Raw genomic sequence first — 12,620 nt, forward strand, 5'->3', positions numbered from 1 at the left:
GGCAAACTTCCGCCGGCATTGACGGCTTCGCTCCGACACCCTAACAATAATGTCCCGCGCGGGCGTCCCTCCTAAATTGGCGGAACCCAAGCCTTTATACCGCAAAGGCTCACCTCGCGACCGCAGGAGCTATTTTGGACATGAACGGTTTTGAAATAAATCCGCAGCGAAAGCGGGAAAGATCCAAAAAAAAAATATCAACCGCCATATCCGTCGCCTGGGCGGCATGTTGGTTCTCCTATATCAGTATGTTCAGCGGTTGGCAGAATATTTTCCACCTGCTTCCCCATGAGTTCCTGATCGTCATTCTGTCCCTGGCCCTGCCCATCGGGCTTTCCGTCGGCGCCGCATGGCTGTCCGGCATCGTGCGCAACGTCGAGGGCATCAAGGCCGAGGTCGCGGCGCTGGCCACGCGCGAGGCGCCCGCCGGCGACAGGACCGAGGCGCTCTCCCATCTGCTGCAACAGCAGCAGGTCGCCATGGCGGCGCAACTGGAGGCCCAGATCGACGCCAGCACCCGCCTGGCCGAACTGACCCGCGAGGCTCGCGACCTGACCGCGATCCGGTCGGAAACCAATGCCGAGGCCGCGCTGCTGACCCTGGTCCAGTTGTTCCGCGAGCATCACGAGACGGTTTCCGCCCGCCTGGACGCCCAGGCCACGGCCACCGCCCGGCTGACCGACCTAACCGCCGAAGCCCGAGACCTGCTGGCCCTTCAGGCCGAACGCTCCGGCAACGAGGCCGCCATGACCGCCCTGACCAACCTGTTCCGGGAACATCGCGAATCCATCGCCGCCCTGCTGGAAGCGCAGACCTCGGCCACCGCCCAGTTGGTCCAGCTGACGCGGGAAAGCCGGGACGGCATCGTCGACGAACTGCGCTCGCAGCGGCTGCTGTCCCAGGAAATCACCCAGGAACTGAACAGCTTCTCCAGCGCACGCGCCCTGGCGCCGGAAGACAAGGGCGCGGCCGGCCCCGGCCAGCGCATCGACCGCATGCGCGCCCTGGCCGAGATCCTGACCCTGGCCCTCAACGACCTCAGCATGACCACGACCCAATTGCTGACCGAGCACCTGAACGCCGCCCATGGCGATCGCGACGGCACCAGGAAGTTCATCACCACCCTTACCTCGGCCTATTTCGCTGGCGACAAGAACGTGTTCTTCCGCACCCTGCAGGCCGAGGTGACCAGCCATCCCGAGCAGATCAGGGCGTGCGCCCGGACCAACGACGCCGCCCGCCAGCAGATTTCCAAGATCCTGCGCGAGGCTCAGGAAATCCGCACCCTGGTCAGCGCCTGCGACCCCACGGACCTGGTCCGCATCGTCTTCGAGGACGGCGAGTTGTGGGCCCTGGAATTCGCCCTGACCAGGCATTTCGACGTGGACGGCAACATCATTAGCGCAGCTTAATATGGCGGGCAGCGGCGGATTTGCGCTACAGTGGCCGCCATCCCGCGCCCCAACCCCGCCTCCCCCATCAGCAAGATCGACCCTTTGGTGACAAACAAGGTTTTCGCACACCCGGATATCGCCGTCTGGATCATGGCCCTGGGCATTGCTTTCAGCATGACCCTGGTGCTGACGGCCGTGTTCAGCGCCAATCCCTGGGAAGACCACACCTACGGCATGGCGCCGCCCATCGTCGCCGGCATGAGCGCGCCCCACCGCGACGGCCGCGATAAGATGGTCTGCTCCAGTTGCCATGTGGTCACCCCCGCGCCGGCCGCCTCCTCGACCGGGCCGGGCGTGCTGCCCATCGTCGCCGGCACCCCCGCCCCCCATACCGACGGGCGCGAGAACATGAATTGCGCCAACTGCCACACCATCATCCCCAAGGAAGGCGCCGCCCCCGCCAAGAGCGCGCAACCGGCCCAGCCGGTCGCCGCGGCGCTGGGGGTGATGTCGCTGCCGGCCGCCATCAACGTCGCCCTGGCCACGGACGCCCCCCCTCTGCCCGTCGCCGCGCTGCCCCCTGGCGCCGAAGCGCACGAGACCATGGTTCCGTTCCGCTTTCAGGGCAAGGTGCTGAACGTGGCCGGAACCGGCACGCGCTCGGTCTGGGGAACCCTGTTCGTGCTGGTGGACGACGGCATCAACGTCCCCTATTGGATCGACCTGGCGCCGAAATGGTTCCTGCAGGCGGGTAAGTGCACGGTCCGGCCGGGTCAGTTCATCAAGGGCACCGGCCTGCGCGACATGGCGGCCGAGGGTGGTCTGGGCTACGCCATGAGTGTCATGGCCAACGGCGAGGTATGCGAGTTGCGCGACAACCATCTGCGCGGCATGTGGACCCAGGCGGGAGAGCAGGATGCCGAATGACATCGCCCCCGTTCGCGTCGCCGAGCGCGCGGAATCGGAACTCTCCCCTGGCCAATGGAACACCGTCTACGTGCTGATGTCCCTGGGGGCGCTCGTCGCCGCCCTGTCAATCGCCATGCAGCCGCTGCTCCTGGACAAGATCTTCGGCATCGCCTTTGAAAAGGAAGGTGCCGTCAACGCCAACATCCAGGTGGTGGCCGAGATCGTCGCCGTGGTCTGCGTCGGCTGGTTCGGCCTGCTATCCGACCGCGTCGGCCGGGTGCGGCTGGTGGCCGTCGGCTTCCTGATCGCTGCGGCCGGCGCCGGCATCTCGTTGATCAGCCTTCAGGTTGGCCTGACCTTCGGCGCGGCGGGCCTGGCGCTGTTCTACTTGACCCGGGTGCTGCTGACGGTGGGTGCCGACACCGTGCAGCTTCAGCTATCGACCCTTGTCGGCGACATCTCCTCGCGGGGGAACCGGCCCCGCCTGATGTCCAGGCTGGTCTTCATGATGATGTTCGGCGGCACCATGCTGGCCGCCATCGTGATGCAGATGGCTGATTATCCCGGCGGGGTCTTCGCCATCATGTGCCTGCCCCTGCTTGGCGGATTGGCGGGTTTCCAACTGACCCGGCGAATCCTTGAGGAGACGCCCCCCGCCGTGTCCGACGCGGCGAGCGAGTCCCCAATCCGCCAGGTCTGGGAGACCATCACCAAGGACCCACGCATGCAGTTGGCCGTCGCCGCGGCTTTCTATACCCGCGCCGACGTCATCCTGCTCAGTCTGTTCTTTTCCCTTTGGTGCATTTCCGTCTCCGGGATGGTGGGGATCGGCCGCACGGCGGCCACCACCCATGCCGCGGTGATGATCGGCCTGCTGGGCGGCGCCGTCCTGGTGGCGGTGCCGCTGTGGCGCCGGTTCATCGAGCGGCACAGCCGTGTGTCGGCCATCGGCGCCAGTCTTTCGCTGTCAGCGATGGGCTATATCTGGCTGGGCATGTTCGCCAATCCCTTCAACTGGCTTGTGGCCCTGCCCCTGATCATGGTCGGGATCGCGCACGCCGGCTGCTTCGTGACCCTTCAGGTCCTGACCGTGGACATCGCCCCCAAGCCCATCCGCGGCGCCATGGTCGGTGCCGGCTATCTGGTCGGCGCCCTTGGCACGGTCATGCTGGTCCAAAGCGGCGGCTATTACTTCGACGCCCTCGGCCCGCGAGCGCCGTTCATCCTGACCGGAACCGGAAAGCTGCTGGTGACTCTGTTCGCCGCCTGGCTGCTGGCCAACGGCATCGACGAGACTGCGGATCATCACCTGAAGACCGCGCGCAAAATCGAATGGAAGCCTCTGGTCTTCCTGACGGCCCTGCTGCCCTTCGTTTGGCTGGTCGGGCGCAGCTTGATTGAGGGCTATATCGCCAACGGCTCGCTGGGAGAGGCCCCCGTCGGCTTTGTCAACCGCTACCTCGGCGACTGGGCCTTCACCTTCCTGATCATTTCCCTGTCCATGCGCCCGGTCCAGGAAATCACCGGAATCAAAACCCTGGCCCGCTATCGCCGGATGATCGGGCTCTTCGCCTTTTTCTACGCGGTGCTGCATGTCATCGCCTATGTGACCCTGGAATGGGCGCTGAACCTGGGCGACATGGCCTCCGACATCTACAAGCGCCCCTTCATCCTGCTGGGCCTGCTGGCCTTTGCCTTCCTGATTCCCCTCGCGGTGACCTCGGCCAATAGCCAGGTGAAGCGCATAGGCGGCAAGCGCTGGAAACAGCTTCACCGCGCCGTTTATGCCATCAACGCGCTGGTGGCCCTGCACTTCATCCTGGCCGCCAACCATGAAAACGGCGAACCCTATGTCTACGCCGCAGCGGTCGTGGTCCTGCTTTGGTATCGCTTCCATCAGTGGCGCGGCGCAGACATGCTGAGACTGCTGAAGATCGGCTGATCTCTCGCAAGGATGGCCGGGCCGGGCCCGGCCCGGCCCCTACGGCCCGCCCACCCCACAAGCCCACCGCAACGGATTCGTCCCAAAATCGGGGTGAAACGTGGAATTGAGTTGACAATGACTTGCAACCGCACCATAAGTGTGGCTGCGATTAACTATCGTTATCCCCTGTGGAGGATACCATGAGCCAGAACCTTACCGCCGCCCGCCGCCACCTCGGCCCCAAGGCCATCATGCGCTCGACCTTTGTTGGAGCCGGTGGCGCTCTGGCGGCGGGGACCGGCAAGGCGGCGGGACTTCTGGGGGTGAGCAAGGCGGTCGGCCTGGGCGCCCTGGCAGGGGGCCCAGTTGGCGCCGCCGTAGCGGTTGGATTGATGACCGGCCTGATCTACGTGTCGGCCGCCGCCCGCTCGCGAATGGGCTGATCCATCTCCGCCCTCCCGCACCCCGCGTCGTCACATCCAGTCAAAATTGTAGGACCGAACCGCACAGCATGTTACATTATGTAGCTGGCGGACCCCTGGTGCGAGATTTTACGGATGGGCGGAGCGTGCAATGGTTGATTTTTCCTTCCTCGGCTTGAAGCTTCTTTCGCCCAAAATGGTTGGCGCCATGCTGTGCGGCGCGCCGCTGACCGTCACCATCGGCCCCGCACTGGGGCTGGTCGTCCTGGGCGCCATGGGGGGGGCGTGCGCCTTCAGCTATGCCTCTGCCACCAACACCCTGGCCAATAAGAAGGGCCAGGACAATACCGTAGCCACCCCGCCCCTCTAGCGGCCGCCCATCAGGCCGGACACATCACTCGTCCTTCACTGACAGAGCATGGACATGAGCGACGACAAATCCAAGGCCGCCGCCCTTTCCCTCATCCGCAGCATCATCAGCGTGGCCGGCGACGTCGCCAGCGCGGCGCGTGAGATTGAGCGCGAAAGCCTTCCCCAACTGAACTTGGCGCCGTCCACCCAGCCGCCCACACACGCGCCATCGGCCGCGGTCGAACAGCCCCCCGCCGCGGAGGAGGTCGTGGCCGAACCCGCCGCCCCGATCCCACCGCCCGCGCCAGAACCCGTGCCCGAACTAGAACCCGCGCCCGCGCCCGCCAAGGCGGATTCACAGGCCGACGTGTTGCGGTTTCTGCTTGATCGCAAGAAGCAAACACCCCCACGCTGAGCGGCCTTCTTTGCCGCGCCGCGCCCACTCCACCGGACGCCCTCCAGAATTATTGAAAAATCACCAGCGTGGTGTATGCTGAAAGCAGTCTGGATTTCTGATCGGCCACACGGCTATGGGCAACGTACACCACCTGCAACACCTCGGCCAGGGACTTGGCGACTGGAACGCTTGGCGCCTGGAGGAACCCGATGTGCGCCCGGACCTGACCAACGCCAATCTGCGCGGGGCCAATCTGGCAGGGATGGACCTCAGCGAATCGCTGTTGTCCATGGCCGATCTGCGCAAGGCGATCCTGTGCGGGGCCAACCTGCGCAACTGCAACCTGCCTCGCTGCAGCCTTGAAGAAGCGGACCTGTCCGGCGCCAAGCTACAGGGCGCCAATCTGGCCGGCGCCAACCTGCTGCGCGCCAACGTCTCTGGCGCCAACATGCGGCTGGTCAACCTGGCCGGCGCCAATCTGGCCGGCAAGATGGACCTGTCGGGCGTCGATCTGACCGGAGCCAACCTGGCCGGCGCCAAACTGATGGGTGCCAATTTCTCGGGCGCGACCCTGACCGGCGCCAATCTGGCTGGCGCCGACGCCCGCAATGCCAACTTCACCGGCGCCGACCTGACCGACGCCGTGACCGCCGGCACCCTGATGGACGGGGCGAACATGGCCGGGGCCGTGATCCGCCGCACCCCAGGCCGGGCCGCGCCCGGGGCTGCCCGGCCGGGCACCGACGCGGCGGTCCTGCCGCAGTCGAGCCCGCAGGACAATTACGGTGACGCCGACGCGCCCGTCCCCTTTGGGGCCGAACCCGATCCCATCGACGAACTTATTCCGCCCATGGGCGTCGATGACGGGGACATCGGGTCGGGCAGTCTCGACACCCCCGCGCCCCCCCTGGGTGGGGACGGGATGCTGGATCCGTCGCAAATTTCCAGCCTGCTGGAAGATATCGACGAGGACGACTCCGCCCTGGAAAGCGGAAACCTGTCCGCGGTCGAGGACGATGATCAGGACGACGACACCTACTTCATCTACCAAGTGCGCGACATGGCCATCCTCGCGCTGTACTTCGACCAGGTCAGCCGCAAGACCAAAGCGGAAAAGGCCATGCTGCTGGACCTGCTGGCCCAGTACAATCGCAATTTCATCGGCCAGGACGTGAGCGTTCCCATTACCACCAGCGGCAACGCCATCCTGGTCGGATTCGCCAACCCCACCGACGCGTTGCGTTGCGGTGGGCGCTATATCGCCATGCTGCGCGACATGCATGTGGAATCCTTCGTGGCCATCAACTGGAGCACGGCCACCGTGCGCGTTGACCCAGAAGGCCACAAGAGCGATGAACTGGTCGCCCATTCCATTTCGCCGGCCGCCCGCTTGATGCCCGTGGGCGTGGTTGGTGAAGTCCTGGTGCTGGAAGAACTGTATTCCCACCCGGACACCCTGCGCGAGCAGTTCACCTTCGAGCGGGTCGCGCGCAAATGGACCGCCGCCAACGATCACTGCGGCGAGGGCATCGACGTCATCTGCTATAGCGTTCGCGGCAAATAGGCGGCCGAAGGCGCCCGGCAAGGGGCGTGCCTGGGCGAAGCCTCGTACATCGTCCCGATGAGCGGGTGGCTGTAAAGCGGTCGCCGTCCCCCTTTTTTAGGATGGGCGGGGTCGGGTGCTCGTCAGCGCCGTGTTCGACACGGCCATCCACGTGCTTCCGAAAAAGGGCGCTTCATAGCATCGGACGAGGCGTCGCCGCGCGGATGCCCGCTTCAAGCCCACGCCTGTCCGTTCATTCGGCCCCAGTTGTCTTTGGGAACACGGATGGCACGGTTTCCGGCTGCGCCGGACGCTGATGAACACGGATTTCAACGCTTGGCGCGCCAAGCGCGCCATTACCTTCATCCGTGACATCCGCGCGCCCGCACCAGCTGGCATCCGTGTCATGTGTGTTCCTGATCTCGTTGAAAGCCGCGCCGAGCACGGCGTCCAGGCCTCCGCTCCCGGAATAATACCAGTTCCAGGAAATCCTGACTCTGGCGGGCGGGCGCATTCCGCGCCCTTGGCCGCAGTCCCTTGGGCCGCGGAAGGCAATGTTTTCGGAGAAACCCGCCCGCCGACTGAGGGCGCCGGTGATCGGTTCCGATCACCGGGATATGGTATTCGTCCCCGCTTCGCGGCCACGGATTGCGCGGACAAGACATCGAGCCTGGACCGTTCTGGAATCGCGGCGTGGCTTGGGCCACCACCTCGCCGCATTTCCCCGCCAAGCCGCGACGCCCCCCCCTGTTCCATCCCCCACCGCGCGAACATCACCAATCCGACGTAATCCGGGGTCGTGCAAAGGCGTGCGCGCCCGGGCCGCACCGGGTAGGAACGGCCGCTCCTGGGGTATATCCCTCCCCCGCGCATAAGGCGTACGAGCGACTATTCTTCCGCATAGTAGACAAACAAAAAGTCATTTACTATCCTTGCATTACCTTATTCTTTTTTGCTCACAGGTATAAACACCCATATGCAGTGACGCAATTTATGTCCTGCACGCCTGCCAGGCACAGGACTATGCCTGGAACATCCAATAGGCCGGGGGCAGCGATGGACACCCAAAGGCACTTCCTCATTGCCGATAGCAGTCCAGTTCTTCGCGGCTTGATAAGGGAGGTCCTGCGCTGGAGCGGGTTCACCTCCAGTGTCGAGGCCGCCAATTATGGCGAAGCCGAAACCCTGCTGTTCAGTTTTCCTGTGGATATGATCCTGATGTCGGCCCAAATCGAAGGGCTGGCTTTCGGCGATCCGGTCCGGCGCATCGGGCGCATCCCCGGTTGCGCCGACAAGCCTATCATGGTCGTGCCCCCCCGAGTGGTGTAGGAGCGGTGGGTAACTGGCTCGCCGCAGCGACCGCCAAGAGTCTGGCGGCGGCGAGCCAGTTATCCACGGCGGTGGTCATCAACGATCTTCGGTAGGGTTTGGTTGCGACACCGAACACCGAACCAAGGATGCGATGATGACCAACGAGATGATGAGCCTTCGCGGCTTGCTGGAAAAGAGCGCTGACGCCGACCTTCTGCGCGAGATGATCGGCTTCGCCGCCGAGCGTCTGATGGAACTGGAGGTTGGGGCGTTGACCGGCGCCAGCCACGGCGAACGCAACCCGGCCGACCGGCTGACCCACCGCAACGGCTATCGTGACCGCGACTGGGAGACTCGGGCCGGGACGGTGGAACTGCGCATCCCCAAGCTCAGGAAGGGCAGCTACCTTCCGGGCTTCCTGGAGCCGCGGCGCATGGCCGAGAAGGCACTGACCGCGGTGATCCAGGAAGCTTACATCCAGGGCATCTCGACCCGCTCGGTGGACGACTTGGTCAAGGCCATGGGCATGACCGGCATCTCGAAAAGCCAGGTCAGCCGCCTATGCGGCGAGATCGACGGCAAGATCGCCACCTTCCTGGAGCGTCCGCTGGAGGGCGATTGGCCCTATGTTTGGCTCGACGCCACCTACGTGAAGGTGCGCCAGGACGGGCGCATCGTCTCGGTGGCGGTGATCATCGCCGTCGGCGCCAACACCGCCGGCCGGCGCGAGGTGCTCGGCATGGCCATCGGACCCAGCGAGGCCGAGACCTTCTGGACCGACTTCCTGCGCAAGCTGGCGCGCCGGGGATTGCGCGGCGTCAAGCTGGTGATCTCCGACGCCCACGAGGGCATCAAGGCCGCCGTCTCCAAGGTGCTGTGCGCCACTTGGCAGCGTTGCCGCGTTCACTTCATGCGCAACGTCCTGGCCCATGCCGGCAAGCAGGGCCGCCGAGTCGTCTCCGCCTTCATCGGCACCGCCTTCGCCCTGGACGATGCCCAGGCCGCCCGCGCCCAGTGGCGCCAGGTCGCCGACCAGTTGCGCCCCCGGGTGCCGAAACTGGCCGCCCTGATGGACGAGGCCGAGACCGACGTGCTGGCCTACATGACCTTCCCCGCCGCCCATCGGACCAAGCTGCACAGCACAAATCCAATCGAGCGGCTCAATGGCGAGATCAAGCGCCGCACCGAAGTCGTCGGCATCTTCCCCAACGAAGCCGCCATCACCAGACTGATCGGCGCCATCCTGCTGGAGCAGAACGATGAATGGGCCGTCCAGCGCGCCCGCTACATCACCCTGGAAACCATCGCCCCCTTGAGCGATGATCCTCTGGTCGGACTGCCCGCCGTGGCAGCCTGACCAACCCGGCCAAGCCAGACGGAGATCAGCACGGCCACGCCGCCGCTGTTACACCAATCAATGGGACACGATCGCCTATCATCATCGTGGACAAGCAGGGGAGCGATGACGCCCGCGATGCAGCCCTGGCCGCCGGCATTCATGCATATGTGACCCTGCCGCTGTCGGTCAGAAATCTGGCTCCCCACATCATGGGAGCCTTTACGGCCGAGGCGGCACCCCCGCCCCACCTGCAGGGCGGTGGTCGGGGCAAGGCCACGCGCTTGAATGCCATTCTTGGATGCGAGCCGCCGCTATCCAGGGCTCTTTGCCACCAGTCCAAGGCGTGCCTTGCCAGCCATGAAGTCTGCTCGGAAGCGCTGATATAGCGCAGCACGACTACCGCCCGCCGCCGGGGCGAAACCGACCGGGTTTGAGCGGTCCCCGGAGGGGGCGCCACTGGCATATGCTAGTGTCCTGCCCCAGAAATTCGCATAGCGAAATTCTGGGATAAGCAGGCCACTAATTTGTTGAATTGTGTGGTGATTCTGAAGTTCGCATTACGATGCGAACTTCAGAATCACCACACTAGGGCGTGTTCCGTTCAAACGGAACATGCCCGCGGCCCAAGGGGCCGCAGCCAAGGGCGCGGAACGCGCCCGCCCGGCGAGGGCTAAACAATCAGACCATGTTCCGTTCAAACGGAACATGGTCTAGCGGAAACTCTAGCCGGCCACGTCCTTAAGGCGCTTGAACGTCTCGTCCTGAGACGCGGCGGCCAGCCGCTCGCGCATTGCCTGCGAGACCCCCGCCAGACTTTGGGAAGCCACCAGCCGCATGGTGGAAACCTCTTCACTGCCCATCTCGGTCAGGATGGCGTCCCGTTCGGCTAGCGACAGCACATTCCGCCATCCGACCACCATCCGCTCCAGCAGGCGGGGCGACAATGCGGCATGGCCGCCGATCAGGCGGATCAGGCTTTCGAAGCCGGACATCTTGTGAAACAGCTTATACGATGACCCCAACACGATCGGCTCGGAATTTTCCGCCATGGCCGACGTTTTCCGCACGGTGCGCTCGATACCGGCGGCCAGCACGCCAAGGGAAAAGCTGCTGATCATTTTGTTCAGTTCCGTATATTTGCTGCGAAAGAACGCGACGCCCAAGGTCTCTTCGATGCAATAGCTGTGAACCAACCCCATGAGATTGGTCAGGCGATCGAAGAGATCGTTGATCTTGTCGAGTTTGTCGATCGTATCGATGTCAGAGGTCGTCGGCAGCAATCCTTGCAGTTCGACGGCCAAGCGAAACGCCTGATGGACGACCTGCACCCGCCGATCCATGGCCGGCGGGCCGTCCTCCGCGACCGGAGCGCCGGGCGATCGCGCAGAACCCACAGCGCCGACACCGCCGCCACCCGAGGCCGCCACCGCAGGAACCGCTGCCGGGCGGGGCGCGGCTTCGGCCGCCGCCGCGCCGGCGGGCAAGGCCGATTTCGGAGACGGCCGGGCCGATTGCCCGCTCCCGTCCTCCGCCCCGGCGAACTGCCGGGCGGGATCGTCCGTGGCTCTTCGGCAGGGGCCCTGATAATTGGCCAAGTCGCGGCGCCGGCGATCGGGACCCACATAGGTTTCGACGTCGATGAATTCCAACGGAGACGCCAGAATGGTCGTCACCGATTTCAACATGCTCCGCAAGCCGATGGGGAAGGTCCCAAAGGCCGAGACGCCGGCGTCACGCGCTTCGGCCAACTGCTCGCTGGACCAGCTTTCAGCAATGCACAGGAAGGGAACTGCGCGGTTCGGACCGTTGGTTCCCTGCCGGAAATGCTTTAGCAGAGGCAGATAGCCACGGCCCAGGTCGGCCCAGATGATGAGGTCGATGGAAATGTAGCGCCCCATCAGGATGGCATATTCGGTCGAATCCGCCTCCTTGATGGTGCCGACGCCAATCTGGCGCAGCACGTCAGAAAGCAAACTCAGCCCCTTCTTGTCACTCGACACAAGAAGGACTGAAATTGTCTTTAACGATGCGCCATTGGTGGGTGTTGGCCTGCGTTGCGACATATTTCCAATGCCATATTGCAATACCAGCCTTTTAGACGGCTGTCACTATCCCAATCTTATCACCGCCCGGGCGCCTTTATCTAAAAAAGGACATGAAAACCTGGACGTGCAATAACTCAAACGTCATATGGTAATATCCGCCATTTGGACGGTAGGCACCATGCTGACCCTATCGCCAATCAGACATTTTTATCTATATTAAGAGCCTGTTACAGTGAATGCGCTGCACTGCCAAAGCCATATGGCAATATGAGCCCTTTGTATGGCAGGGACCGCATCTATCCTATCACCACTCTGGCGCTTCAATCTATACAAAAAACCTGTTAACGTAAACCGAAGGTCGGGTCGGGTTGAGGGGGCGGGCATGCTACTGAAGTGGAGAAGTGGGACGGAACGATGAGTTCGTTATCCAACGTCCGGTGCGTGGCTGCGGTTTTCGACGGCGGGCTTCGAAGTCTGTTGCGAGAGGTTCTGTCTTCAAACAAACTTCATAATGTGGAATTCCTGGCGAATTCCGATGCGGTCAAAAATTTCCTAAGCGTTGGCTCGGCATGCGATCTTATCATCGCGCAAAATGACCTTCCCACGGGGGGCGTGCTGGAGGTGGCACGTTTTGTCCGGTGGAAGATGCAGCCCCAATCGTACATCATTCCGATTATCAGCATTGGGCAGGTCTGGACCGGAGAATTGCTGCGCCAGACTCGCGATGCCGGCGTGAACGAGGTCATCGCCATGCCGACCTCGCTGATGGCGGTCCACGCCAAGTTGGTCTCTGCCCTTGGCTCCAAGCGCCCCTTCATTTCCGCCGACGCCTATCGCGGCCCTTGCCGCCGCAGTCGCTCGTCAAAGGGCCATCAGGGGCCGTTCCGCCGTGCGGAAGACCGAGTTGCCGAACAGTTAAGCGACGCCTCTGCGAAGGCCGACAGGCCAACCGTTCGAATCAATGCCAATGTCGCGCCCACGCCCC

Annotated in this window: 10 protein-coding genes and 1 pseudogene; 10 read left to right on the forward strand and 1 reads right to left on the reverse strand. The window is 63.8% G+C overall.

Annotation, left to right across the window (positions count from 1 at the left end; all coding sequences use genetic code 11):
- The first annotated feature begins 248 nt into the window (after positions 1–248).
- From MTBUT4_RS12215 to MTBUT4_RS12255, 9 genes are all read left to right on the forward strand, one after another.
- The gene (locus tag MTBUT4_RS12215) at positions 249–1,412 is read left to right on the forward strand and encodes a chemotaxis protein (RefSeq protein ID WP_173979974.1); all 1,164 of its coding nucleotides are present in this window, start codon (positions 249–251) and stop codon (positions 1,410–1,412) included.
- A 132-nt stretch (positions 1,413–1,544) separates the two neighbouring features.
- Entirely contained in the window at positions 1,545–2,321 is a 777-nt protein-coding gene (locus MTBUT4_RS12220; RefSeq protein ID WP_173979975.1) for a magnetochrome domain-containing protein, read from the forward strand.
- Positions 2,311–4,245, forward strand: coding sequence for a magnetosome biogenesis transporter MamZ (gene mamZ, locus MTBUT4_RS12225; protein WP_173979976.1), 1,935 nt, complete (start codon positions 2,311–2,313; stop codon positions 4,243–4,245). Before MTBUT4_RS12220 ends, mamZ begins: the two co-directional genes overlap by 11 nt.
- A gap of 182 nt (positions 4,246–4,427) precedes the next feature.
- Positions 4,428–4,670: a hypothetical protein gene (locus MTBUT4_RS12230; RefSeq protein WP_173979977.1), complete on the forward strand. Its 243-nt coding sequence runs from the start codon at positions 4,428–4,430 to the stop codon at positions 4,668–4,670.
- A gap of 130 nt (positions 4,671–4,800) precedes the next feature.
- A complete protein-coding gene (locus MTBUT4_RS12235) occupies positions 4,801–5,019 on the forward strand; it encodes a hypothetical protein (RefSeq protein ID WP_173979978.1) in 219 nt (72 codons plus the stop codon).
- A gap of 54 nt (positions 5,020–5,073) precedes the next feature.
- On the forward strand, positions 5,074–5,415 hold the full coding sequence (locus MTBUT4_RS12240) for a hypothetical protein (protein WP_173979979.1): 342 nt from the start codon (positions 5,074–5,076) through the stop codon (positions 5,413–5,415).
- 115 nt (positions 5,416–5,530) lie between these two features.
- Positions 5,531–6,961 carry a pentapeptide repeat-containing protein gene (locus MTBUT4_RS12245; RefSeq protein WP_173979980.1) on the forward strand — a complete coding sequence of 477 codons (1,431 nt, stop codon included), beginning with the start codon at positions 5,531–5,533 and terminating at the stop codon, positions 6,959–6,961.
- Positions 6,962–7,996: 1,035 nt separating this feature from the next.
- Complete coding sequence (locus MTBUT4_RS12250) at positions 7,997–8,269, forward strand: hypothetical protein (protein ID WP_173979981.1); 273 nt, start codon at positions 7,997–7,999, stop codon at positions 8,267–8,269.
- A 61-nt stretch (positions 8,270–8,330) separates the two neighbouring features.
- Positions 8,331–9,608, forward strand: a complete 1,278-nt coding sequence (locus MTBUT4_RS12255) for an IS256 family transposase (protein ID WP_256367252.1) — start codon at positions 8,331–8,333, stop codon at positions 9,606–9,608.
- A gap of 704 nt (positions 9,609–10,312) precedes the next feature.
- On the opposite strand, the gene MTBUT4_RS12260 is transcribed toward MTBUT4_RS12255, so the two are convergent.
- Positions 10,313–11,563, reverse strand: coding sequence for a hypothetical protein (locus tag MTBUT4_RS12260; protein WP_173979983.1), 1,251 nt, complete (start codon positions 11,561–11,563; stop codon positions 10,313–10,315).
- Positions 11,564–12,049: 486 nt separating this feature from the next.
- On the opposite strand from MTBUT4_RS12260, the pseudogene MTBUT4_RS12265 reads away from it, so the two are divergent.
- Positions 12,050–12,620: pseudogene (locus MTBUT4_RS12265) on the forward strand (chemotaxis protein CheY); the annotation flags it as partial.

It is taken from the genome of Magnetospirillum sp. UT-4, assembly GCF_902729435.1.
Lineage (GTDB): Bacteria > Pseudomonadota > Alphaproteobacteria > Rhodospirillales > Magnetospirillaceae > Magnetospirillum.